Below are 24,677 nucleotides of genomic sequence, written 5' to 3' on the forward strand. Positions count from 1 at the left end.
GCTCGCGAAAGCTGCTTAACATTCAATAAAGATGTCGACTGTCACGCCGCTTTCGCGAGCAAGCCCGCTCCCACATTGTTCCGTGTTATCAGCTTTTGATCAGGCGTACCGCAAGCACATCACAAGGCGCGCCGTGCAGTACGTCATTGGCGGTGGAGCCGAGCAACAGTGCCAGGCCATGTCGGCCATGACTGCCCACCACGATCAGGTCGCACGTTTGCTCCTTGGCGAGGTGGTGAATCTCCTGGCGCGGCTGGCCGTAGGTCAAGTGACTGTATTCCTTGGAGAGTTCCGGGTATTTCACGATCAATCGCTCAAGGCGCTCTTTGGCCTGATCGAATTGTTGCTGTTGCAACTGGGAAAGGTCCATCGGCACGTCGCCGCCAAAGGCCATGGCCATCGGTTCGACGATATGCACCAGGGACAGCTTCGCGCCATTGCTCACAGAGAGTTCGCGAGCTCGGTGGATTACAGGATCGCACTCTTCGGTTAGATCTACAGCGACCAGAATGTGGTTGTAGGGCATGAGGTGCTCCTCCTGAGGATTGCAATATTGGTAAGTATGGCTGGTTTCAAGCGCATTGGTTTCAAAGTGACTCAATGGGCTCATCAAGAATCGGGAGTACAGATATGACGGTCTGGATAGTGGTGTCAATCCTGCTGGTGGTCTTGAGCCCGCTGGCCTGGTTGCGACCCTCTCGCACCCAGAGCGGGCGCATGGCCCTGCGCATGGAGGCGCGGCGCATTGGCCTGGCCATGCAACTGGCGCCCCAGGAATGGCCGCACTGGCTGAGCGAGGAGCCGCCGAGCCCTTGCGCCCAGTACCATCGGCCGCGCCGTGGCACGCGACCGGCGTGCTGGAGTTACTGGCAGAAGGCGCCGGGCGTGTGGGTCAATCAGTGGCAGGAGGTCTGTGAGGATGGAATGCTGCTGAATCATTTCGAGAAATTGCCTGCCAACGTCTACAAGGTCGAAGCAGACAAGCAAATGATTGCACTGTATTGGGGCGAGAAGGGCGAGGCCGAGGTTCTGCAGCAGATCGATGCCACGCTGAAAGCACTCGCCTGAGCCCGATCCCGTAGGAGCTGCCGCAGGCTGCGATCTTTTGATCTTGCCTTTGAAAAAGATCAAAAGATCAAAAGATCAAAAGATCAAAAGATCGCACCTGCGGCAGCTCCTACAAAAGCAAGCGCCAGCGCCTGACAGGCAGGCAATAAAAAGCCCGATATCATCATCGGGCTGAGGTTGGCCAGGCAGGCCGGTAATTCTGTGTGGCTGATCTTACGCTGGGCATTCGTCAAAGCGTTCAAATTTTTTCTTCAGGGTACCGCCAGCGTAGCTTGTTAAACACAGGCTGCCGGTAATTAGGGCGACTTTTCTAACTATTGATTCTATGAATGGCCCCACATGCATGAGCGTGTTGCAGGGCTTCGTGGTACGGAAGTGACCGGAAAGTCGCGTTTCAACCAGCATTTTGGGCGATTGACAATTGCCGGAAATTCCGTGAAGGTGACATACCCAAATCAAACGGGCGTATGAATTGAGCGTTTGTATTACAGAGCGCTCCTACAGAATCCCGACTATCGCGTTGGCGGGTGTGCCGGGTGAATTGGCGTAGCATCGACGATAAGCGTCCTTGCCGAGCCAGTCGCCTGCGTCCGACGTGTACTGTTCAGCTTCCATATCGTGGAGATCAGTTGATGATTTACGAAGGTAAAGCCATCACGGTTAAGGCTCTTGAAAGTGGCATCGTCGAATTGAAATTCGACCTCAAGGGTGAGTCCGTCAACAAGTTCAACCGTCTTACCCTGAACGAACTGCGTCAGGCCGTAGACACCATCAAGGCAGATGCTTCGATCAAGGGTGTGATCGTCAGCAGTGGCAAGGACGTATTCATCGTCGGCGCCGACATCACCGAATTCGTCGACAACTTCAAGCTGCCGGATGCAGAGCTTGTCGCTGGTAACCTCGAAGCCAACAAGATTTTCAGCGATTTCGAAGACCTCAACGTCCCGACTGTCGCCGCTATCAATGGCATCGCACTGGGTGGCGGTCTGGAAATGTGCCTGGCGGCAGATTTCCGCGTCATGGCCAATACCGCCAAAATCGGTCTGCCGGAAGTCAAGCTGGGCATCTACCCAGGCTTCGGCGGTACCGTGCGTTTGCCGCGTATCATCGGTGCCGACAACGCCATCGAGTGGATTGCTGCCGGTAAGGAAAACCGCGCTGAAGACGCGCTGAAAGTCGGTGCTGTCGACGCCGTGGTCGCCCCGGAGAAACTGCTGGAAGCGGCTCTGAACCTGGTCAAGGGCGCCATTTCCGGTGAATTTGACTACAAGGCCAAGCGTCAGCCGAAACTCGAAAAGCTCAAGCTCAACGCCATCGAACAAATGATGTCGTTCGAAACCGCCAAGGGTTTCGTGGCCGGTCAAGCGGGCCCGAACTACCCGGCACCGGTTGAAGCGATCAAGACTATCCAGAAAGCCGCGAACTTCGGTCGCGACAAGGCACTGGAAGTCGAAGCCACCGGTTTCGTCAAACTGGCCAAGACCTCTGCCGCGCAGAGCTTGATCGGTCTGTTCCTGAACGATCAGGAGCTGAAGAAAAAGGCCAAGGCCTACGACGAAATCGCCAAAGAGGTGAAGCAGGCCGCCGTATTGGGCGCCGGCATCATGGGTGGCGGTATCGCCTATCAGTCGGCCTCCAAAGGTACGCCGATCCTGATGAAAGACATCAACGAGCACGGCATCGAGCAAGGCCTGGCCGAAGCCGCCAAGCTGCTGGTGGGCCGCGTTGATAAAGGTCGCATGACTCCGGCGAAAATGGCCGAAGTGCTCAATGGCATTCGTCCGACCCTGTCCTACGGTGATTTCGGCCACGTCGACCTGGTCGTCGAAGCCGTTGTCGAGAACCCGAAGGTCAAGCAAGCCGTTCTGGCCGAAGTCGAAGGCAAGGTCAAAGAGGACACCATCCTCGCGTCCAACACCTCGACCATTTCCATCACCTTGCTGGCCAAAGCCCTCAAGCGTCCGGAAAACTTCGTCGGCATGCACTTCTTCAACCCGGTACACATGATGCCGCTGGTTGAAGTGATTCGTGGCGAGAAGTCCAGCGAAGTGGCCGTTGCCACCACCGTTGCCTACGCCAAGAAAATGGGCAAGAACCCGATTGTCGTCAACGACTGCCCGGGCTTCCTGGTCAATCGCGTGCTGTTCCCGTACTTCGGCGGTTTCGCCAAACTGGTCAGCGCCGGCGTGGACTTCGTCCGCATCGACAAGGTCATGGAAAAATTCGGCTGGCCGATGGGCCCGGCGTACCTGATGGACGTGGTCGGCATCGACACCGGTCACCACGGTCGTGACGTCATGGCTGAAGGCTTCCCGGACCGCATGCAGGACGATCGCCGTTCGGCCGTCGACGTGCTCTACGAAGCCAAGCGCCTGGGCCAGAAGAATGGCAAGGGTTTCTACGCCTACGAGACCGACAAGCGCGGCAAGCAGAAGAAAGTCGCCGATCCTTCGGTACTGGAAGTGCTCAAGCCAATCGTGTTCGAACAGCGCGACGTCACCGACGAAGACATCATCAACTGGATGATGATCCCGCTGTGCCTGGAAACCGTGCGTTGCCTGGAAGACGGCATCGTCGAAACCGCCGCCGAAGCCGACATGGGTCTGGTCTACGGTATTGGTTTCCCTCCATTCCGTGGCGGTGCGCTGCGCTACATCGACTCGATCGGTGTTGCAGAGTTCGTTGCCCTGGCTGACCAGTACGCTGATTTGGGCGCGCTGTACCACCCGACCACGAAGCTGCGTGCAATGGCCAAAAACGGTCAGAGCTTCTTCGGTTAAGCGCCCACACTAGAGCGAGAGTGAAAGTATATGAGCTTGAATCCTAGAGACGTCGTGATTGTCGACTTCGGTCGTACGCCGATGGGCCGCTCCAAGGGCGGCATGCACCGCAACACCCGTGCCGAAGACATGTCGGCGCACCTGATCAGCAAATTGCTGGAACGCAACGTCAAGGTCGACCCGAGCGAAGTTGAAGACGTGATCTGGGGCTGTGTGAACCAGACCCTGGAGCAGGGCTGGAACATCGCTCGCATGGCGTCCTTGATGACGCAGATCCCGCACACCGCGGCCGGCCAGACCGTCAGCCGTCTGTGTGGTTCGTCGATGAGTGCCCTGCACACCGCTGCGCAAGCGATCATGACCGGTAACGGTGACGTGTTCGTGGTTGGTGGCGTCGAGCATATGGGGCACGTGAGCATGATGCACGGTGTCGATCCGAACCCGCACATGTCCCTGTATGCGGCGAAAGCCTCGGGCATGATGGGCCTGACCGCGGAAATGCTCGGCAAAATGCACGGCATTACTCGCGAACAACAGGACGCCTTTGGCGTGCGCTCCCACCAGCTCGCCCACAAGGCGACTCTGGAAGGCAAGTTCAAAGACGAAATCATCCCGATGCAGGGCTACGACGAGAACGGTTTCCTGAAACTGTTCGACTACGACGAAACCATTCGTCCGGAAACTACCCTGGAAAGCCTGGCGGCTCTGAAGCCAGCGTTTAACCCGAAGGGCGGCACCGTGACAGCCGGTACTTCGTCGCAGATCACCGACGGTGCTTCGTGCATGATCGTGATGTCGGCGCAGCGTGCCCAGGACCTGGGCATCCAGCCGATGGCGGTGATTCGTTCGATGGCAGTGGCGGGTGTGGACCCGGCGATCATGGGCTATGGTCCAGTACCGGCAACGCAGAAAGCACTGAAGCGCGCGGGTCTTGGTATCAACGATATCGACTTCTTTGAGCTCAACGAAGCTTTCGCCGCACAGGCGCTGCCAGTGCTGAAAGATTTGAAAGTGCTCGACAAGATGAACGAGAAGGTTAACCTGCACGGCGGCGCAATCGCCCTGGGTCACCCGTTCGGTTGCTCCGGTGCCCGTATCTCCGGCACTTTGCTGAACGTGATGAAGCAGAATGGCGGCACCTTCGGGGTAGCCACCATGTGCATTGGTCTTGGCCAAGGCATCTCCACCGTCTTCGAACGCGTTTAAGCGTTTCGCTGATGGAAGCCGGGGCCAAGTGCCCCGGTTTTTGTTTTTCCGGATTTATTTTGTTTTTATTTTGAAAAAATTTGAGTGAGGGCCAAACCATGCCGATACAACCTGGGCTCTACGAACATTACAAAGGTCCGCAGTACCGTGTATTCGCTGTTGCGCGGCATTCGGAAACCGAAGAAGAAGTGGTCTTCTACCAAGCCCTGTATGGCGATTACGGCTTTTGGGTGCGCCCCTTGAGCATGTTCCTGGAGTCGGTCGAGGTTGACGGCGAACAGGTGCCACGCTTTGCTTTGGTGCAAGCCGAACCGAGCGTTTTTCCGCAGTCATAAGGGGAGTGCGCGCAGAACCCTGCGCTTGACCTCACCTTGTAGCCACTATATATAGCGGTGCCGCGTCAGGCGCCAACCGCCTTTCACTTCTAGAATTCAGGAATTTTCTGATCCATGGGCAAATCGCTGGTCATTGTGGAATCCCCGGCTAAGGCCAAGACCATCAACAAGTATCTGGGTAACCAATACGTGGTGAAGTCGAGTATCGGCCATATCCGAGACCTGCCCACCAGCGGTTCGGCTAGCGCCAGCAAAGAGCCAGCCGCCAAGCGCGGCAAGGCCGCCGCAGGTGAAGGTCCGGTGCTCACGCCGAAAGAGAAAGCGCGCAAGCAGCTGGTCTCGCGCATGGGTGTCGATCCCGATCATGGCTGGAAAGCCAAGTATGAGATCCTCCCGGGCAAGGAAAAAGTCATTGAAGAGCTGCGCCGGCTCGCCAAAGATGCTGACACCATCTATCTCGCAACCGACTTGGATCGTGAGGGGGAAGCCATTGCCTGGCACCTGCGCGAAGCCATCGGTGGGGACGACAGCCGCTACAAGCGCGTGGTGTTCAACGAAATCACCAAGAAAGCCATCCAGGAAGCCTTCTCCAAGCCGGGCGAGTTGGATATTGACCGTGTAAACGCCCAGCAAGCGCGTCGCTTCCTCGACCGCGTGGTGGGTTATATGGTTTCGCCACTGCTGTGGGCCAAGGTCGCCCGCGGCCTGTCCGCCGGTCGCGTGCAATCGGTTGCCGTGAAGCTGGTGGTCGAGCGTGAGCGTGAAATCCGCGCGTTCAACCCGGAAGAGTACTGGGAAGTTCATGCCGACCTCGGCACCGCCAAGGGCGCGACTGTGCGTTTCGACGTGGCCCGCGAGAAAGGCGAAGCCTTCAAGCCGCTCAACGAAGCCCAGGCCATGGCCGCGCTGGAAAAGCTCAAGGCTTCCAGCTACAGCATCGTCAAGCGCGAGGACAAACCGACCAGCAGCAAGCCGTCGGCACCGTTCATCACTTCCACCCTGCAGCAGGCCGCAAGTAACCGCCTGGGCTTTGGTGTGAAGAAAACCATGATGATGGCCCAGCGTTTGTACGAAGCCGGCTACATCACCTATATGCGTACCGACTCCACCAACCTCTCGGTCGATGCCGTGGCGATGGCGCGTACTTATATTGAAGGTGAGTTCGGCAAGAAGTACCTGCCGGAAAACCCGAACGTCTACAGCAGCAAGGAAGGCGCACAAGAGGCTCACGAAGCGATTCGTCCGTCCGACGCCAATACCGAGCCAAGCAAGCTGTCGGGCATGGAGCGTGATGCCGAGCGGCTTTACGAGCTGATCTGGCGCCAGTTCCTGGCCTGCCAGATGCTGCCGGCGCAATACCTGTCGACCACGGTCACCGTCGGTGCCGGCGACTTCGAGCTGCGTGCCAAGGGCCGCATCCTGAAGTTCGACGGTTACACCCGCGTCATGCCGCAAATTGCCAAGCCTGGCGATGACGACGTGCTGCCGGACATGGCCCAGGGCGACGCGATGAAGCTGATCAAGCTTGATCCGACCCAGCACTTCACCAAGCCACCGGCGCGTTACTCGGAAGCGAGTCTGGTTAAAGAAATGGAAAAGCGCGGCATCGGTCGTCCTTCGACCTACGCGGCGATCATTTCGACCATCCAGGACCGCGGCTACGTGGCGCTGCACAACCGTCGTTTCTATTCGGAAAAGATGGGCGACATCGTCACCGAGCGTCTGGCCGAGAGCTTCTCCAATCTCATGGACTACGGCTTCACCGCCGGCATGGAAGAGAACCTCGATGACGTGGCTCAGGGCGAACGCGACTGGAAAAACGTCCTCGACGAGTTCTACGGCGACTTCAAGAAGAAACTCGAAGTGGCTGAAAGCGCCGAAGGCGGCATGCGCGCCAACCAGCCGGTAATGACTGACATTCCGTGCGTGTTGTGCGGTCGTCCGATGCAGATCCGTACTGCTTCGACAGGCGTATTCCTCGGTTGCTCGGGCTACAGCCTGCCGCCGAAAGAGCGCTGCAAAGCCACCGTCAACCTGGTGCCGGGCGATGAAATCGCCGCGGACGACGAGGGTGAGTCCGAGTCGCTGGTCCTGCGTGGCAAGCATCGCTGCCCGATCTGCAGCACGGCCATGGACGCCTACCTGCTCGACGAGAAGCGCAAGCTGCACATCTGCGGTAACAACCCGGATTGTTCTGGCTACGAAATCGAAGAGGGCACCTATCGCATCAAGGGCTACGAAGGTCCGAGCCTGGAGTGCGACAAGTGCGGCAGCGAGATGCAGCTCAAGACCGGCCGTTTCGGCAAGTTCTTCGGTTGCACCAACGCCACCTGCAAGAACACCCGCAAGCTGCTGAAAAGCGGTGACGCGGCGCCGCCGAAGATGGATCCGGTGAAGATGCCTGAGCTCAAATGCGAAAAGGTCAACGACACCTATATCTTGCGCGACGGTGCTTCCGGCTTGTTCCTGGCGGCCAGCCAGTTCCCGAAAAACCGCGAGACCCGTGCTCCATTGGTCATGGAGATCGTGCCGCACAAGGATGAGATCGATCCGAAGTACCACTTCCTCTGCGAAGCGCCAAAGAAAGACCCGGACGGTCTCCCGGCAGTGATCCGTTATAGCCGCAAGACCAAAGAGCAGTACGTGCAGACAGAAGTCGACGGTAAGCCGACTGGCTGGAAGGCGTACTACGATGGCGGCAAGTGGACGGTTGAAGACAAGCGTCCAGCAGCCAAGGCTTAAAAGGCTGTACACAAAAGGCCGCATGACAACCCTCGGGTTTTCATGCGGCCTTTTGTTTTGGGCTTGCGGGAAGCTCAGGTGATCCACGACACTGTCTGACCTGCGTGAAGCAATTATTTCGTTGTGGAGGCTGCCGTCATGGCCCACGAACTCTATACCCGTACCAACCAGAAAATTTATTTCGCCGGCCTGTCGCTGGAAGCGCTCGCCAAAGCCGAAGAGGGGCGGGCGATGAACTCCCTCGCGCTGATTCAGGCCGGGCGCGAATCAGCGTTGTTTCACCTGTACGGTGCGCTGTTGGGGCTGTGCCATGAAATCGCCGGTTTCTATCGCCTGCCTCAGGCCAATGCGCCGCGGGCAGAGATGCTGCTGATCCGCGAAGTGCTGGAAACCATCGCTATACCGGAAATGGCCGAGATGGTTGAATTGGCGCAAAACCCTGAAACCTGGCTGGCCAAGCTGCTGTCGGCCCATGCCGCACTGTTTCAGCCGCCTCGCGCGCCGCACAAGCCCAAGGGTGATGTGACGCAGCCGCTCATTCTGGCCGTTAATCTGGATGAAGAGGAGGCGCCGGAAGAGCTGAGTCGGCAAGAGCTGGAGAGCTGGCGTCAGAACCTCAAAGGCTTGGCTATTCGGTTTCGCGAAGGGTTGAACGAGTGCTGAAAGATTGAGTGTTTAGGGAAGGGTCCGCTCAAGGAAGCGTGTTGTCAGAAATTTCTCTTCGTGATGGCATCTGGTCAAGATCCCGAGCGAAGCTTGGCTGATGCCTATATAATCCCCGCCTTTCGTGGAGAACAGACCTTTATGCCAACGTCCTTTCTAGAAATTGTCGAGTTACCAGACGGCCGAATCGAGCTGCGCAGGGCTGAGGACGAGGGTTCTCTGGTTACTTTGGATTTCTCCGAGGATGCCAAGGTTTTCCTGCAAGGCCAGCATGTGGAAGTCGCCAAGGCGATGTTGAGCGTCGGTGTTCAGATGGCAGGACGCCTGGTTGAAGGCGAATTTGATAAGGAAGAGGGGTCACGGGTTCTTCATTGATCCCGCCCGTCGGATTCTTCGGATACCTCTACAGATCGGCTTCTCTATCCCTGGAGAAGCCCTGCGCTGTTCAGCGCGCACCGTGTTTGTCAGTTAACCCAGTCGAATATTCAGACTTTGCGCATCCCCGATACGGGCGGCACTGATTAGCTGTTGCCGCGACGATGTGCTTAGCGGGTTAAGCCAACTGACGACCGTATGGCTGCGGCCAAGTCGCAAGGCTTCGCAAGTCAACTGCTGAGCGCTCTGCGTGCCGCGCGGTTGCAGGAGCAGAATGCGTTCACGGTTCAGGCCGGCGTCCCGTAACCAGGCTTGTGTCAGGCTGGCGGGTGGGGCGATCAGTGTCAGCCAGCGTGCATCCTGATCCTGACTCAGTTCCCTGAGAATCGGTGCCAAAAGGTTCAGGCAGTTCCCGGCCGCGCCGCGCAGTGATAGCTCGCTGAAGACTTCGGGCTCGGCGCTCCAGGGCGACTCGACCACGTCTTTCAGGATCGGCGCCAATGGCTGCGCCATGAACGCCTCGAACAACGGCAGTTGGGCTTGCTGTGAGGTATGTGGGAACTGCATAAAGCCTCCTTTAGCGGCGAATCACGCCGACACTCAAGCCTTCGATAACCAGTTCCTGATCTTTCAGGTTGACTTCGATAGGGGCGAATTCAGGGTTTTCGGCAATCAACCAAACCTTGCTGCCGTCGCGCTTGAAGCGCTTGACGGTCACTTCGTCGCCGATCCGCGCCACCACGATCTGACCGTTACGGGCTTCACGGGTGGTGTGGACGGCCAGCAGGTCGCCGTCGAAAATGCCGACGTCCTTCATGCTCATGCCATGGACCCGCAGCAGATAGTCCGCGCGAGGATGGAAGAACGAAGGGTTGATGTTGCAGGATTCCTCGATGTGCTGCTGGGCGAGGATCGGCGCACCGGCAGCCACCCGGCCAATGATCGGCAAGCTGGACTCGTCGGCCTTGGCTTCGAAGCCAGGGATGCGGATGCCGCGGGAGGCGCCCGGGGTCATCTCGATCGCTCCCTTGCGGGCCAGCGCCTTGAGGTGTTCTTCCGCCGCATTGGGCGACTTGAACCCCAGTTCCTGAGCGATTTCCGCGCGGGTCGGCGGGTAGCCGTTGTCTTCGAGGCAACGTTTGATGAAGGCCAGAATCTCTGCTTGGCGTGGCGTCAGCTTTAGCATATTGATCGCTCTGTCTTTTTATACAGTGACTGGGATTATATACAGTGAACCGGTCTTGGCAATGCCCCTTTTTTTGCCCGGCGCTGGACGGTCATTTCGCTCGCCGATTGAAGCGGCACTGTTGTATGGTTAAATACCTGACCGACCATTCCCAAAACGAACCGCCAGACTTGACAAGGCCAGGGCTGAAACGTATGTTTCAAACAAGTGTTTGTCAGGCGGAGTAGCCATGGCCCAGTCGGAAACCGTTGAACGCATTCTCGATGCTGCCGAGCAGTTGTTCGCGGAAAAAGGTTTTGCTGAAACCTCATTGCGTCTGATCACCAGCAAGGCCGGTGTCAATCTGGCGGCGGTGAATTATCACTTCGGGTCGAAGAAGGCGCTGATTCAGGCGGTCTTCTCGCGTTTTCTCGGACCATTCTGTCTCAGTCTTGATAAAGAGCTGGAGCGCCGCCAGGCCAAGCCCGAGAACAAGCCGACCCTTGAAGAGCTGCTGGAAATTCTTGTCGAGCAAGCCTTGGTGGTGCAACCACGCAGCGGCAATGACCTGTCCATTTTCATGCGTTTGCTGGGGCTGGCGTTCAGTCAGAGCCAAGGGCACTTGCGTCGTTATCTGGAAGATATGTACGGCAAGGTGTTCCGCCGCTACATGATGCTGGTCAACGAGGCCGCGCCGCGCATTCCCCCGATCGAACTGTTCTGGCGTGTGCACTTCATGCTGGGTGCCGCGGCGTTCAGCATGTCGGGGATCAAGGCCTTGCGTGCGATTGCCGAGACCGACTTCGGCGTCAACACCTCCATCGAACAAGTGATGCGTCTGATGGTGCCGTTCCTGGCCGCAGGCATGCGGGCCGAAACCGGCGTCACCGACACTGCCATGGCCACCGCGCAGTTGCGTCCACGCAGCAAATCGGCTCCGGTCGCCGCCAAGGTTTAACCGCACACGGGTGGGCGCGGCAGCTGACATCCGCTAAGCTAGCCGCCCATGCCGACTCTCGTTCTGAACCCGCTCCTCATTGAAATCGCCGACCCGCCGGGCACAGCCCATGGCGGCGAATTCGTGCGAGTCGGGTTTATCGTAATCAAGGAATCTCTATGACTGCTGGCCTGCAAGGCTCGTTGATGGTGGACGTCGCCGGTACCTGGCTGACGGCTGAAGATCGCCAATTGTTGCGCCAGCCCGAAGTGGGCGGCCTGATCATTTTTGCCCGCAACATCGAGCATCCGCGTCAAGTGCGCGAATTGAGCGCTTCGATCCGCGCCATTCGTCCCGATCTGCTGCTGGCGGTGGATCAAGAGGGCGGTCGGGTTCAGCGGCTGCGCCAAGGCTTCGTGCGATTGCCAGCCATGCGTGCCATCGCCGATAACCCGAATGCCGAGGAGCTGGCCGAGCAGTGTGGCTGGATCATGGCGACTGAAGTGCTCGCGGTCGGTCTCGACTTGAGCTTCGCCCCGGTGCTGGACCTGGATTACCAGCGCAGTGCGGTGGTCGGCACCCGTTCGTTCGAAGGTGATCCCGAGCGTGCTGCCTTGCTCGCCGGTGCATTTATCCGTGGCATGAATAGCGCGGGAATGGCCGCCACCGGCAAGCATTTCCCGGGGCATGGCTGGGCCGAAGCCGATTCCCACGTCGCGATTCCCAACGACGAGCGCAGCCTCGACGAAATCCGCGCCAACGATCTTGTGCCGTTTGCACGATTGAGCAAGCAACTGGCCGCCGTCATGCCGGCCCACGTAATTTATCCACAAGTCGATTCCCAGCCTGCAGGTTTCTCCCGTCGCTGGTTGCAGGACATCCTGCGCGGCGAGCTGCAGTTCGATGGGGTGATCTTCAGTGATGACCTGTCGATGGCCGGTGCCCACGTGGTTGGCGATGCTGCCAGTCGCATCGAAGCGGCATTGACCGCCGGTTGCGACATGGGCCTGGTGTGCAACGATCGCGCAGCTGCCGAGCTGGCCTTGAGCGCCGCCCAGCGTTTGAAGGTCAAACCTTCGGCGCGTATTGCGCGGATGCGCGGGCAGGCGTACGCCAGCACCGAATACCGTCAAGACCCGCGCTGGCTAGCGGCCATCGGCGCGCTCAGAGAAGCTCAGTTGATTGATTAAGGATTTTCGTGATGACGGTTTACGCGATTATCGGCGGCACCGGCCTGACACAACTCGAAGGTCTGAGCATTCGTCAGTCATTGGCGGTGGACACTCCTTACGGTACGCCTTCGGCCGAAGTGCAGATCGGTGAGTACGCTGGCAAGGAAGTGCTGTTTCTCGCGCGTCATGGGCATCCACACCGTTTCCCGCCGCATCAGGTGAACTACCGCGCCAACCTGTGGGCCTTGAAGCAGGCCGGTGCCGAAGCGATTCTCGCGGTCAACGCCGTGGGCGGGATTCATACTGCGATGGGCACCGGACATCTCTGCGTGCCACATCAACTGATCGACTACACCAGCGGCCGCGAACACACCTATTTCGCCGATGACCTGGAACAGGTCACGCACATCGACTTCAGCTATCCCTACAGCGAACCCCTGCGTCAGCAATTGATCGCGGCGTTGGCGGCTGAAGGGGTTGGCTATAGCAGCCATGGCGTGTACGCCTGCACCCAGGGCCCGCGTCTGGAAACAGTGGCTGAAATTGCACGGCTGGAACGTGATGGTTGTGACATCGTCGGCATGACTGGCATGCCTGAAGCAGCATTGGCACGTGAGTTGGAACTGGATTACGCCTGTCTGGCGCTGGTGGTGAACCCGGCGGCGGGCAAGTCGACGGCGGTGATTACCATGGCCGAGATCGAGCAGGCATTGCGTGACGGGATGGGCAAGGTGAGGTCGACGTTGGCGCGGGTGCTCAAGAGCTGATCGATCGTTAAACCGAACCGACCCCTTCGCGGGCAAGCCTCGCTCCTACGGATTTTGGTCGTTCGCCGACAATGCGAACGACTCAAGTCTGTAGGAGCGAGGCTTGCCCGCGAAGGCGACCTACCTATCGCCGCTACCTATCAATTTTTTCCGGCAACGGCGCAAACAGCGCCTCGATATCATCGCTCTGCAACTTCCAGTCCCCGGTCTTGCGCCCATCCAGCACGCCTGCGGCCAGGTCGGATTTTTCCTTCTGCAGATGCTGAATCTTCTCTTCCACCGTGCCCCTGGCAATCATCTTGTAGACGAATACCGGCTTCTCCTGACCAATGCGATAGGCACGATCCGTCGCCTGGTTTTCTGTCGCCGGGTTCCACCAGGGGTCATAGTGAATCACCGTATCCGCTTCGGTCAGGTTCAGTCCTACGCCGCCAGCCTTCAGGCTGATCAGAAAGATCTGACGCTTGCCGCTCTGGAATTCCTTCACCGGCGTGCGTCGGTCGCGGGTTTGTCCGGTCAGGATCGCATACGCCACGCCGCGTTTTTTCAGCTCGTCCTCGATCAACGACAACATTGAGGTGAACTGCGAAAACAGCAGAATCCGCCGACCTTCTTCGAACAACTCCTCCAGCATTTCCATCAGGCTATCGAGCTTGCCGGAGGTGCTGCCGCGCGCGGGCAGGGCAGCATCGTTGACCAGGCGTAAATCACAGCACACCTGACGCAGCTTCAGCAGGGCTTCAAGAATGATGATCTGGCTACGCGCCACGCCCTTGCGGGTGATTTCGTCGCGGACTTTCTTGTCCATGGCCAGGCGCATGGTTTCGTATACGTCGCGCTGGGCTTCGTTGAGTTCGACCCAATGGATGATCTCGGTTTTCGGCGGCAGTTCGGTGGCCACCTGTTCCTTGGTCCTGCGCAGCAGGAACGGTTTTATCCGACCGTTGAGGTGCTGGAGTCTTACTTCGCTGGCACGCTTTTCTATTGGTACGCGGTAATCGCGGTTGAAGCTTTTCACGTCACCGAGCCAGCCGGGCAGCAGGAAGTGGAACAGTGACCACAACTCGCCCAGATGGTTTTCCAGCGGGGTGCCGCTCAGGCACAGACGCTGGCGAGCATTCAGCTCACGGGCTGCATGGGCGGCCTTGCTGTTGGGATTCTTGATGTACTGGGCTTCATCCAGCACCAATACATGAAACGGTTGCGCGGCCAGGCGCTCGACATCCTTGGGCAGCAGCGCATAGGTGGTCAGAATCAGGTCGTAATCGGCCAGGTGCTCGAAATGCTTTTTGCGACTGGCACCGTACAGCGCCAGCACTTTGAGCTGTGGGGTGAAGTGCGCGGCTTCGTCGAGCCAGTTGGGGATCAGGCTGGTGGGCATGACCACCATGCACGGCCGATCGAGGCGCCCGGCGTTCTTCTCGCTGAGAATGTGTGCCAGGGTCTGTAGGGTTTTGCCCAGACCCATGTCATCCGCGAGAATCCCGCCGACTTCCAGTTGCCGCAACGACTGCATCCAGCTCAGGCCTTCCAGCTGATACGGGCGCAAGGTGGCATTCAAGCCTTCGGGTGCCACCGCGGTATGTTCCTTGATGTCGCGCAGGCGTTGGGCAAAGGTGCGGATCTGCTCGCCACCTTCCCAGAGCAACGGCAGGCCTTCCAGCGGATTCAGTCGCGTGGCGTCGGCCTTGCTCAGGCGCAGCGTGGTTTCGCCGGGTTCTTGCAGATAAAACTCGCCGAGGGTGGCCAGCACCGGTTTCAAGCGGCCGAAGGGCAGGGCGACCTGCAACGGGCCTTGGTCGGTGCTGCGGCGCTGCGGGATATTCACCAGAATCAATTCGTCATCGCGACGTCGGGCGAGCCGTTCCGGGTTGAGGATCTCGGTGTGGGAGCGCATCAGGTTCAACAGGATCGGCAACAGGCTCAGCCGTTCGCCGTTGACGATGATCCCCAATTCCAGGTCGAACCAGTCGCGCTCAGGTGCCTGCTCGACAGTGGCGTACCAGTCGTCCACAGCAGTCAGGTCGAAGCCGAAATCCTCGTCGATCTGCAACTCCCAGCCCTGGGTGCGCAGCTTCGGCAGCTCGTTGAGGGTGAAGGTCAGCCAGGCGCTGTCGTTGACCATCTCATAGAGTTCGCCGGCACTTTCGGGCAAGGCCTTGCTTTGTCGGGTGGCGATCTTGAAACCGAGGATTCGCAGCTGTTCCCTGTAGGCCTGTTCGACTTCCGGGTGACGTTTTATCCGCAACGTCTGCGTCTCCTGGCGGATCAGGATGTCAGTGTTTTTCTGTCCGCTGACGTATTCATCCAGATAGCTGAAGGACAGCGCCGCGCGATGCTGGATGTACCGCTGCATCTTGCCGTTGCGCGGTTCGAAGGCGCTGAACTCGATGCTCGCCAGCCACAGGCGCGGCACCGGTTGCACGTTGTCCACCAGGATTTGCGGCGGCGCTTTCGGGCTACGGTTTTCCAGTACGGCCTGAAGTTTTTCCAGCAGTTCAGCGTCTTTGGCGGCCGCCGGATAAGCGAGGGTTTCCTGCACTTGCAGCAACACCGCCGCGCAATGTTTGCAGTTGCTATGAACCGGGCAGGTGCACGTGGCGTCGATCATCAGCAAGGTGCCTTTGGCCGACTCGCGCAGGCGAATGGTCTGACGGTAAACGTTACCGCCAGAGCCTTCGCAACTGGCGGTGATGGTGGCGTCGCCGACTTCGACGATCCTGACGCGGTTCTCCAGCGCGTAGCGACGGCCACGCTCCAGGCTCTGTTCCTTGAATCGGCTGACCCAGGATGTTGCCAGGGGTTTGCTCAGGGTCGGGGGCACGTCAATTAGTCCGGAACGACTTCTGGAGCTTCCCGTGGTGCGGGCGCTGTCAGGGAGGTGATCTTGATCAGCAGGCCGAGGTGGCCGTTGTCGAGGAAGTTCAACTGGCCATTTTTGGTGTGGCTGTCCTGCTTCAGGCGTTCGCTGGCGGTGACCAGGCCGTTGGCGTCAATCTGATTAACCCAGAAGTCGGCGTCGACGTCGGTGAAGCGCCCCAGTTTCAGACTCAGAGTGCCTTCGATCGGGAACTGGCCAAACTGTTCCTTGCCCTCGCTGATCGCCACTTTGCTGGCTTCTTCGCCGAGGTTCTGTTGCCAGGCCTTGTGCAGCAACACCGTGTATTCGTTGCTGGCGGTGAGTTTTTCCACTTCGGGATTAAGGCTTGGCGTGCGAAAGCTGTCGGGGTTGATGCGCTGGGCGCCGGCATCCCAGTCTTCCGGCGCGGCGCGACTGACGATGGCGGGCACGGCGTTTTGCCGCACCAGAATCATTTCAACCTGATACAGATCATCAGCAAACGCCGTCGAGGCGAACGGCGAAAACAACGACATCAACAAGGTCAGTGAGCGAAACAGGCGCATGCGGCGTCCTTAAGCAGTGGTCGGAATGAGGCGCTCGAACAGCGCCTCTACAGTATTAAAACGCTCTTGCGGGCTTTCCATCGGCACCTGGAATTTGAACATCGTGGCGCCTTCGAATTTGTAGCGTTTGGGCTGGCTCTGGATCAGTTTGATCAGTGTCAGCGGGTCGACCGGTGTCTGTGCCGCGAACTCGATACGACCGCCTTGCGGGCCGCCGTCGACTTTCTTGATGCCCAGTTGTTCGGCCTGCAATTTCAACGCCGTGATCCGCACCAGGTTCTTGGTCGGCTCCGGCAGCAGACCGAAACGGTCGATCATCTCCACTTGCAGGTCCTTGAGGCCTTCCTCATCGGTGGCCGAGGCAATGCGTTTGTAGAGTATCAGTCGAGCATGCACGTCCGGCAGGTAGTCCTCTGGAATCAACGCCGGCACACGCAGATTGACTTCGGGGCCGCCACCCAGTGGCTGATCGAGGTTCGGCTGTTCGCCCTTGCGGATCGACTTCACCGCACGCTCGAGCATTTCCATGTACAGCGTGAAACCGACGGCCTGGATCTGCCCGCTCTGACCGTCGCCCAGTAGTTCGCCGGCACCACGGATTTCCAGGTCGTTGGTGGCGAGTACGAAGCCCGCGCCGAGGTCCTGGGTATTGGCAATCGCTTCGAGGCGCTTTTCCGCGTCGGGAGTGATTTGCTGGCGCGGCGGTGTCAGCAGGTAAGCATACGCCTGGTGGTGGCTGCGACCGACGCGGCCGCGCAATTGGTGCAGCTGAGCCAGACCGAACTTGTCGGCACGCTCGATGATGATGGTGTTGGCGCTCGGCACGTCGATGCCGGTCTCGATGATGGTCGAGGCGATCAGTACGTTGAAGCGCTTGTGGTAGAAGTCGCTCATCACTTGTTCGAGATCGCGTTCACGCATCTGCCCGTGGCCGATGCCGATCCGTGCTTCCGGCACCAGTTCGGCGAGGTCGGCGGCGCATTTCTCGATGGTCTTCACGTCGTTGTGCAGGTAGTAGACCTGACCGCCACGCAGTAACTCACGCAGCAGGGCTTCTTTGACCGTGCTCTTGTTCTGCTCCATGACGAACGTGCGCACCGACAGGCGACGGGCCGGTGGCGTGGCGATGATCGACAGATCACGCATGCCCGACACCGCCATGTTCAGCGTGCGCGGAATCGGCGTAGCGGTCAGCGTCAGGATGTCGACTTCACTGCGCAGTGCTTTGAGCTGTTCTTTCTGACGGACACCGAAACGGTGCTCTTCATCGATGATCACCAGCCCGAGGTTCTTGATCTTCACGTCGTCTTGCAGCAGCTTGTGTGTGCCGATGACGATGTCGATCTTGCCTTCGGCCAGGTCCGCGACCGCAGCGTTCACTTCTTTGGTCGACTTGAAGCGGCTCATCACTTCCACGCTCACCGGCCAGTCGGCGAAGCGGTCGCGGAAGCTGTTGTAGTGTTGCTGGGCGAGCAGGGTGGTCGGCACCAGAATCGCCACCTGACGACCGCCATGCACCGCAATGAACGCCGCACGCATCGCCACTTCGGTCTTGCCGAAACCGACGTCGCCGCAGACCAGTCGATCCATCGGTTTCGGCGCGAGCATGTCGGCGCGCACCGCTTCGATGGTGGTTTGCTGGTCCGGGGTTTCTTCGAACGGGAAACCGGCGCTGAAGGTCGCGTAATCGGCTTTCGGGTCGGCGAAGGCATAACCCTCGCGAGCGGCGCGGCGGGCATAGATGTCGAGCAACTCGGCGGCCACGTCGCGCACCTGTTCGGCGGCTTTGCGTTTGGCTTTCTGCCAGGTCTCGGAACCGAGGCGGTGCAGCGGCGCCAGGGCATCGTCGCTGCCGGTGTAGCGGGCGATCAAATGCAGGTTGGCTACCGGAACGTACAGCTTGGCGTTCTCGGCATATTCAAGGGTCAGGAATTCGGCGGCTTGATTGTCGATTTCCAGGATCGTCAGCCCCAGATAGCGGCCGACACCATGATCGATGTGCACCACCGGCGCGTTTTCGCGCAGCTCGGTGAGGTTCTTGATCACCGCATCGTTATTGGCGTCGGCGCGTTTCTCGCGGCGACGGCGCTGCATCACGCGCTGCCCGAACAACGGGCTTTCAGCGACCAGGGCCAGGGCTGGGTCGTCCAGCAACAGACCTTCGTCGAGCGGTGCGATGGTGATCGCCAAGCGCTCCTTGCTCGCAACAAAGTCTGGCCAGCTGTCGACGGTTTTCGGCCGCAGCTTCAGGCGTTCCAGCAATTCCAGCAGCACTTCACGACGGCCCGCGGACTCGGCGGTAAACAGCACGCGGCCAGGGAATTCGTCGAGGAAACCGGCCAGCGCCGCCAACGGCTGAGTGGCCTTGGCTTCGATGGCCAGGTTCGGCAGCGACTGGGCCGGGAAGCGCTCGCGACCGACACCGGTTTCCACGTCCTGTTGACTGGCAACCACGCGGGGCCAGCTCTTGAGGCGGGCAAAGCAGTCTTCCACGGGCAAGAACAGCTCGGCCGGTGGCAATAAAGGACGGGATGGGTCGACGCGGCGCTCTTCGTAACGATTGCGCACGTCGTTCCAGAAATTTTCCGCCGCCTGTTCGATGCCCGGCAAAGAGAACACTTGCGTGTCCTGGGGCAGGTAATCGAACAGGGTGGAGGTTTCATCGAAGAACAGTGGCAAGTAGTACTCGATACCGGCCGGTGTAATCCCGCTGCTCAAATCCTGAAAGATCGGGCAGCGACGGAAATCGACATCGAAACGCTCGCGAAAGCGCGCCTTGAAGCGGGTGACTGCGTCCTTTTGCAGCGGGAATTCCCGTGCCGGCAGCAGGCGAACAGTGTCCACCTTGTCGATGGAACGCTGGTTTTCCGGATCGAAGGTACGCAGGGTTTCGATTTCGTCGTCGAACAGATCGATGCGGAAGGGCAGTTTGCTGCCCATCGGGAACAGATCGATCAGCGAGCCGCGCACGGTGAATTCGCCGTGCTCATAGACTGTATCGACGTAACGATAGCCGCTGGCCTCAAGTCGGGTGCGCATTTGCTCGACGTCGAGCTTCTGGCCGACATCCAGCACCAGGCTGCTGCCGAGCAGGAATTTGGTCGGCGCCAGGCGGTGCAGGGCCGTGGTGATCGGCACGACCAACACACCATGACTCAGTTCTGGCAACCGATACAGGCTGGAGATGCGCTGAGAGATGATGTCCTGATGTGGCGAGAACAGGTCGTAGGGCAGGGTTTCCCAGTCAGGGAAATGCAGGACAGGCAAATCCGGGGCGAAGAAACTCAGCTCCTGTTCCAGCCGTTCGGCACTCTGGCTGTCGGCGGTCAGTAGCAGGGTAAAGCGCTTGGCAGCGCTGGCGGCCTCGGCGATGGCCAGGCTCAGGGCGGCACCGGGCAGGTTGCCCCAGTGCTGTTTACCTGCCGCGGCAGGGAGAAGCGGTAGACGCAGAACGGGCACGGAAGGTTGAGCTCCAAGCGTTGCGACAAAGTCGACAATTGTAACGGCCTCTGGTGCCGGCTGTCAGTTGCAGACTGTGTCTATATGCACAGGTTGGGTGAAATGTAGTGGTAATGACAAAAACTGGCGGTTTGATACTGAAAATGTAGTGCCAAAACCGCTCGGTGTTACGGAGGGTTACGGACACGGTAGCGTTATCGTCGAAAAATTGACTGTGCTGAAAGCCCCGGTTTTACTGGGCTGGCGCGGGGCGTAATTTTTTTGAACAGGATTTTGTTACCGCTTGTGCGACAGGCGCGCATTGCTACGGGAGGCACTCGGCGGCATAATGTAGCCCCTTTTTTCTGCCCCTACATGTGGAAGGTTCCCGTGACTCAGAAGCCCGACCAGTGTCTTGGTGAATGGATCGACCGTGAAGCACTCGCAGAAGCGATGATTCCGCTTATCGGTCAGCTCTACCGCAATAACAACGTGGTGAGCTCGATCTATGGCCGCAGTCTGATCAACCAGTCTGTCATCGCGATTCTCAAAGCTCACCGCTTTGCTCGCCATCGCCAGTCCGATGACAGCGAATTGTCCGTCCACGAAACATTCCCTCTGCTCAAAGCGATGAGCGAGCTCAAGCTCGGCGCTGCTTCGGTAGACCTGGGCAAACTGGCCATCAAGTTCAAGGCCGAAGGCAATGGCCGTACCGCCGAAGAGTTCGTCCGTGACGAACTGGCCGATGTGGTCGGCAAGCAGAATGGTTCCGGTCGTACCGGCACCGACGTTGTCCTGTACGGTTTCGGTCGTATCGGCCGTCTGCTGGCGCGCATCCTGATCGAGAAAACCGGTGGTGGCGACGGTCTGCGTCTGCGCGCCATCGTTGTCCGCAAGGGCGCTGAAAACGATCTGGTCAAACGCGCCAGCCTGCTGCGCCGCGATTCGGTACACGGTTCGTTCAATGGCACCATCACCATTGATGAAGCCAACAACACCATCACCGCCAACGGCAACCTGATCCAGGTTATCTACGCGAAGAACCCGACTGAAGTGGACTACACCCAGTACGGCATCAAAGACGCGTTGCTGGTGGACAACACCGGTGTATGGCGTGACGCCGACGGCCTGGGCCAGCACCTGGCCTGCCCGGGTATCGACCGCGTTGTCCTGACCGCGCCTGGCAAAGGCAAGCTGAAGAACATCGTTCACGGCATCAACCACGGTGAAATCACCGCTGACGACAAGATCGTTTCCGCCGCTTCCTGCACCACCAACGCCATCGTGCCGGTGCTGAAAGCTGTCAACGACAAGTTCGGCATCATCAACGGTCACGTCGAAACCGTTCACTCGTACACCAACGACCAGAACCTGATCGACAACTTCCACAAGGGTGATCGTCGTGGCCGTAGCGCCGCGTTGAACATGGTCATCACCGAGACTGGTGCTGCCACTGCTGCCGCCAAGGCGCTGCCTGAGCTGGCCGGCAAGCTGACCGGTAACGCGATCCGTGTTCCGACACCGAACGTGTCGATGGCCATTCTCAACCTGAACCTTGAGAAAGCCGCCACCCGTGAAGAGATGAACGAGTACCTGCGCTACATGGCGCTGCACTCCGATCTGCACAAGCAAATCGACTACGTCAATTCGCAGGAAGTGGTTTCCACCGACTTCGTTGGCTCGCGCCACGCAGGCGTTGTGGACGCTGAAGCGACCATCGTTCAGGACAACCGCGTTGTTCTGTACGTTTGGTACGACAACGAGTTCGGTTACAGCTGCCAGGTGGTTCGCGTGATGGAAGACATGGCCGGTGTAAACCCGCCAGCATTCCCGCGCTAAGCCCTAGCCGCACATGAAAGCGCCCCGACTTTGGTCGGGGCGTTTTTGTTTGTGCAGTTTGTCAGTGGCAAGTGTGTTGAATGTGCAGGCCTCTTCGCGGGCAAGCCTCGCTCCTACGGGTCGCACAAGCCCTGTAGGAGCGAGGCTTGCCCGCGAAGGCTATCGATCAGGCGTCACCCACTACTGCTGCCTGCGCGGTCCGCAGTTCATGCCGATTGCCTTTGAATAGCACCAGCGTCGCAATCAACCCCAGCACCGCCGCGCCACTGAGCCAGATCCCCGGTGCCGCCTTGTTGTCCAGCACATGGATCAGATACGTGCAGGCCGCCGGTGTGAAGCCACCAAAGGTCGCGGTCGCCAGGCTGTAGGCAAGGGAGAAGCCGGTCGTGCGAACTTCCACCGGCATGATCTCGGTCAGGGCCACCACCATGGCACCGTTGTACGAGCCATACAGGAACGACAGCCACAACTCGACGATCAGCAGATGGCTGAAGCTCGGGTTTGCAACCAGCCATGACAGCGCTGGATAAGCCGTGAGGATCGCCAGAATCGTCGCCGCCAACAGCAGGGGTTTGCGCCCGATCCTGTCAGACACAGAACCCATCACCGGCAGCCAGAAGAAATTCGACAGACCAATGCACACGGTCACCAGCAACGTATCCAGATCCGACAGATGCAGTTCGGCTTTGCCGAAGGTCGGGGTGTAGGCGGTGATCAGGTAGAACGACACAGTGGTCATCACCACCAGCGCCATGCCGGCGAGGACGATGCCGAAGTTCTGACCAATCGAGCGGACAATGTCTTGCAGGGTAGGGCGGTGCTTGCGCGCCTGGAACTCCGGGGTTTCTTCCAGCGAACGGCGGATCACGAAGATCGCCGGCACGATCATGCAGCCGATCAGGAACGGCACGCGCCAGCCCCATTCACCCATTTCTTGCGGGCTGAGCCAATGGTTCAAACCCACGCCGAGCAGGCCGGCGAATACCACCGCGGCTTGCTGACTGGCGGACTGCCAACTGACAAAGAAGCCTTTGCGCCCTGGTGTGGAGATCTCGGCGAGGTACACCGACACACCGCCCAGTTCCACGCCCGCCGAGAAGCCTTGCAACAGGCGACCGAGCAATACGATCAGCGGCGCCGCGACACCCAGTGTCGCGTAACCCGGCACGCAGGCAATCAATAGTGTGCCGGCGGCCATCATTGCCAATGTTATGATCAGGCCTTTGCGGCGGCCGTGACGGTCGATGTAAGCCCCGAGGAAAATCGCCCCCAACGGACGCATCAGGAAGCCGGCCCCGAAAGTGGCCAAAGACAGCATCAGGGAAGCGAAAGCGCTGTCGGCAGGGAAGAAGGTTTTAGCAATGGCCGTGGCGTAGAAGCCGTAGACCATGAAGTCGAACATCTCCAGGAAGTTTCCGCTGACGACGCGAAAAATTGCTTTGCCGTTGCTCGTATTGGAAGACATTTGTAAGTACTCACGCTGGTAAATCTTGTTTGAAAACGCTGCGCCTGTGGGAGCCTGCTCGCGATAGCGGTGACCGGATTTACGATTGCTTCGCAATCGGACGGGGGCAAGCCCCCTCGCCACACAGGCTCGCTCACACAGGTTTTGCGTCTGACTGACGGGCGCTGGCAGACCTCGCTCCCATACGCTCTGAGGCCCATAATGGCGGGCGCGGTTTTGAGGGGAGATGAAGATTTGTTAACTGGACGGTGGGGTGGACTTGTGGTGCTGGCCGGCGTTTTGGCCGGTTGCGGCAACGGTGACAGACTGGAGCGCTTCGACGGCCCGACCATGGGCAGTCGTTATTCCATTCAATACGTAAGACATTCCTCCACGCCCGGGCCGAAAGCAGTGCAGGCTGAAGTAGAAAATATCCTCGCCGAAGTGGATCGACAATTCTCGACCTATCGCAGCGACTCGGACACCGTGCGCTTTAACGCACTGCCGGCCGGTCGCTGTCAGGTCATGCCTGGCCCGGTACTCGAATTGATCCGTGTGGGCGAGCGATTGTCTTCGCAAAGCGAAGGCGCCTTCGACCTGACGGTGGAGCCGCTGCTCAACCTATGGGGATTCGGCCCGCAGGCACGGGAGGAAAAAGTCCCGACCGCCGAAGCGCTGGCCGAAGTGAGGCAACTCGTCGGTCATACCCATCTGCGAATCGACGGTGATCAGCTGTGCAAAGACGTTGCAGTCGAGCTCGACTTCAACAGCATCGCTGCCGGTTACGCGGTCGATACGATTGCCGCGAAACTTGAGGGAATGGGCATCCACAGTTACCTGGCTGAAGTCACTGGTGAACTCAAGGCCGCCGGCAAAAAACTCGATGGCTCGACTTGGCGCATTGCGCTGGAAGAACCCCGAGACGATCAGCAAGTCGCGCAAAGAGTCATCGCCATCGACGGCTACGGCGTGTCCACGTCCGGCGACTACCGCAATTATTTTCAGCAGAACGGCCAGCGCTATTCCCACACCTTCGATGCCCGCACCGGTGCGCCGGTCCTACACACCCTGGCGTCAGTCACAGTGATTCATCCTTCAGCGTTGATGGCCGATGGCCTATCGACGCTGTTGCTGATTCTCGGTCCTGAACGGGGTTGGGACTATGCCCAAACTCATGACATAGGTGCATTCTTTGTGATTCGTGCCGATACAGGTTTTGTCACCCGCACCAATCAGGCTTTTGAGCGCCTGGTGGGTGAGAAAACCAAGTGATTGCGGCATCAAAAGCATTTTTGATGGCGTTGTAGTGCAGGCAAAACTAGCCTACGACGCGACCAAGGG

Annotated in this window: 20 protein-coding genes; 12 read left to right on the forward strand and 8 right to left on the reverse strand. The window is 59.0% G+C overall.

Features of this window, described 5'->3' with window-relative positions:
* Positions 1 to 88: 88 nt before the first annotated feature.
* The gene (locus PMI30_RS23560) at positions 89 to 526 is read right to left on the reverse strand and encodes a universal stress protein (RefSeq protein ID WP_007907790.1); all 438 of its coding nucleotides are present in this window, start codon (positions 524 to 526) and stop codon (positions 89 to 91) included.
* Positions 527 to 630: 104 nt separating this feature from the next.
* Between PMI30_RS23560 and PMI30_RS23555 the strand changes: the two genes are divergently transcribed.
* Positions 631 to 1,068, forward strand: coding sequence for a hypothetical protein (locus PMI30_RS23555; protein ID WP_008007072.1), 438 nt, complete (start codon positions 631 to 633; stop codon positions 1,066 to 1,068).
* 83 nt (positions 1,069 to 1,151) lie between these two features.
* Here PMI30_RS23555 and PMI30_RS31490 read toward each other — a convergent pair whose 3' ends face one another.
* On the reverse strand, positions 1,152 to 1,310 hold the full coding sequence (locus PMI30_RS31490; RefSeq protein ID WP_177318832.1) for a hypothetical protein: 159 nt from the start codon (positions 1,308 to 1,310) through the stop codon (positions 1,152 to 1,154).
* Between the two features lie 390 nt (positions 1,311 to 1,700).
* Between PMI30_RS31490 and fadB the strand changes: the two genes are divergently transcribed.
* The 6 genes from fadB to PMI30_RS23525 all read left to right on the forward strand — a co-directional run bounded on the left by fadB (position 1,701) and on the right by PMI30_RS23525 (position 9,169).
* Positions 1,701 to 3,848, forward strand: coding sequence for a fatty acid oxidation complex subunit alpha FadB (fadB, locus tag PMI30_RS23550; protein WP_008007074.1), 2,148 nt, complete (start codon positions 1,701 to 1,703; stop codon positions 3,846 to 3,848).
* Between the two features lie 30 nt (positions 3,849 to 3,878).
* On the forward strand, positions 3,879 to 5,054 hold the full coding sequence (fadA, locus tag PMI30_RS23545) for an acetyl-CoA C-acyltransferase FadA (protein ID WP_008007076.1): 1,176 nt from the start codon (positions 3,879 to 3,881) through the stop codon (positions 5,052 to 5,054).
* 98 nt (positions 5,055 to 5,152) lie between these two features.
* On the forward strand, positions 5,153 to 5,389 hold the full coding sequence (locus PMI30_RS23540; protein ID WP_008007078.1) for a DUF1653 domain-containing protein: 237 nt from the start codon (positions 5,153 to 5,155) through the stop codon (positions 5,387 to 5,389).
* 114 nt (positions 5,390 to 5,503) lie between these two features.
* On the forward strand, positions 5,504 to 8,131 hold the full coding sequence (topA, locus tag PMI30_RS23535) for a type I DNA topoisomerase (protein WP_008007080.1): 2,628 nt from the start codon (positions 5,504 to 5,506) through the stop codon (positions 8,129 to 8,131).
* A gap of 138 nt (positions 8,132 to 8,269) precedes the next feature.
* Positions 8,270 to 8,794 carry a DUF6586 family protein gene (locus PMI30_RS23530; protein ID WP_008007082.1) on the forward strand — a complete coding sequence of 175 codons (525 nt, stop codon included), beginning with the start codon at positions 8,270 to 8,272 and terminating at the stop codon, positions 8,792 to 8,794.
* Between the two features lie 141 nt (positions 8,795 to 8,935).
* The gene (locus tag PMI30_RS23525; RefSeq protein ID WP_008007084.1) at positions 8,936 to 9,169 is read left to right on the forward strand and encodes a hypothetical protein; all 234 of its coding nucleotides are present in this window, start codon (positions 8,936 to 8,938) and stop codon (positions 9,167 to 9,169) included.
* A 93-nt stretch (positions 9,170 to 9,262) separates the two neighbouring features.
* Here PMI30_RS23525 and sulA read toward each other — a convergent pair whose 3' ends face one another.
* On the reverse strand, positions 9,263 to 9,736 hold the full coding sequence (sulA, locus tag PMI30_RS23520; protein WP_008007086.1) for an SOS-induced cell division inhibitor SulA: 474 nt from the start codon (positions 9,734 to 9,736) through the stop codon (positions 9,263 to 9,265).
* Positions 9,737 to 9,746: 10 nt separating this feature from the next.
* Complete coding sequence (gene lexA, locus PMI30_RS23515; RefSeq protein WP_007907770.1) at positions 9,747 to 10,355, reverse strand: transcriptional repressor LexA; 609 nt, start codon at positions 10,353 to 10,355, stop codon at positions 9,747 to 9,749.
* A gap of 229 nt (positions 10,356 to 10,584) precedes the next feature.
* On the opposite strand from lexA, the gene PMI30_RS23510 reads away from it, so the two are divergent.
* The 3 genes from PMI30_RS23510 to PMI30_RS23500 all read left to right on the forward strand — a co-directional run bounded on the left by PMI30_RS23510 (position 10,585) and on the right by PMI30_RS23500 (position 13,210).
* Positions 10,585 to 11,292, forward strand: coding sequence for a TetR/AcrR family transcriptional regulator (locus tag PMI30_RS23510; RefSeq protein ID WP_007907768.1), 708 nt, complete (start codon positions 10,585 to 10,587; stop codon positions 11,290 to 11,292).
* 170 nt (positions 11,293 to 11,462) lie between these two features.
* On the forward strand, positions 11,463 to 12,461 hold the full coding sequence (gene nagZ / locus PMI30_RS23505) for a beta-N-acetylhexosaminidase (RefSeq protein WP_177318835.1): 999 nt from the start codon (positions 11,463 to 11,465) through the stop codon (positions 12,459 to 12,461).
* A gap of 11 nt (positions 12,462 to 12,472) precedes the next feature.
* Entirely contained in the window at positions 12,473 to 13,210 is a 738-nt protein-coding gene (locus PMI30_RS23500) for an S-methyl-5'-thioinosine phosphorylase (protein WP_008007090.1), read from the forward strand.
* 133 nt (positions 13,211 to 13,343) lie between these two features.
* Here PMI30_RS23500 and PMI30_RS23495 read toward each other — a convergent pair whose 3' ends face one another.
* From PMI30_RS23495 to mfd, 3 genes are read right to left on the reverse strand one after another with little or no spacing between them, the layout of a single operon-like run.
* Complete coding sequence (locus PMI30_RS23495) at positions 13,344 to 16,034, reverse strand: DEAD/DEAH box helicase (RefSeq protein ID WP_008007092.1); 2,691 nt, start codon at positions 16,032 to 16,034, stop codon at positions 13,344 to 13,346.
* A 5-nt stretch (positions 16,035 to 16,039) separates the two neighbouring features.
* On the reverse strand, positions 16,040 to 16,615 hold the full coding sequence (locus PMI30_RS23490) for a CsiV family protein (RefSeq protein WP_008007094.1): 576 nt from the start codon (positions 16,613 to 16,615) through the stop codon (positions 16,040 to 16,042).
* Positions 16,616 to 16,624: 9 nt separating this feature from the next.
* Positions 16,625 to 20,074: a transcription-repair coupling factor gene (gene mfd / locus PMI30_RS23485; protein WP_007907758.1), complete on the reverse strand. Its 3,450-nt coding sequence runs from the start codon at positions 20,072 to 20,074 to the stop codon at positions 16,625 to 16,627.
* 354 nt (positions 20,075 to 20,428) lie between these two features.
* On the opposite strand from mfd, the gene PMI30_RS23480 reads away from it, so the two are divergent.
* A complete protein-coding gene (locus tag PMI30_RS23480; protein WP_008007096.1) occupies positions 20,429 to 21,892 on the forward strand; it encodes a glyceraldehyde-3-phosphate dehydrogenase in 1,464 nt (487 codons plus the stop codon).
* A gap of 166 nt (positions 21,893 to 22,058) precedes the next feature.
* Here the strand turns inward: PMI30_RS23480 and PMI30_RS23475 are convergent, their stop codons facing one another.
* A complete protein-coding gene (locus PMI30_RS23475) occupies positions 22,059 to 23,357 on the reverse strand; it encodes an MFS transporter (RefSeq protein ID WP_008007098.1) in 1,299 nt (432 codons plus the stop codon).
* Positions 23,358 to 23,558: 201 nt separating this feature from the next.
* Here PMI30_RS23475 and PMI30_RS23470 point away from each other — a divergent pair, with 201 nt between their 5' ends.
* Complete coding sequence (locus PMI30_RS23470) at positions 23,559 to 24,608, forward strand: FAD:protein FMN transferase (RefSeq protein ID WP_008007099.1); 1,050 nt, start codon at positions 23,559 to 23,561, stop codon at positions 24,606 to 24,608.
* Positions 24,609 to 24,677: the final 69 nt, after the last annotated feature.

Source organism: Pseudomonas sp. GM50, assembly GCF_000282375.1.
Lineage (GTDB): Bacteria > Pseudomonadota > Gammaproteobacteria > Pseudomonadales > Pseudomonadaceae > Aquipseudomonas.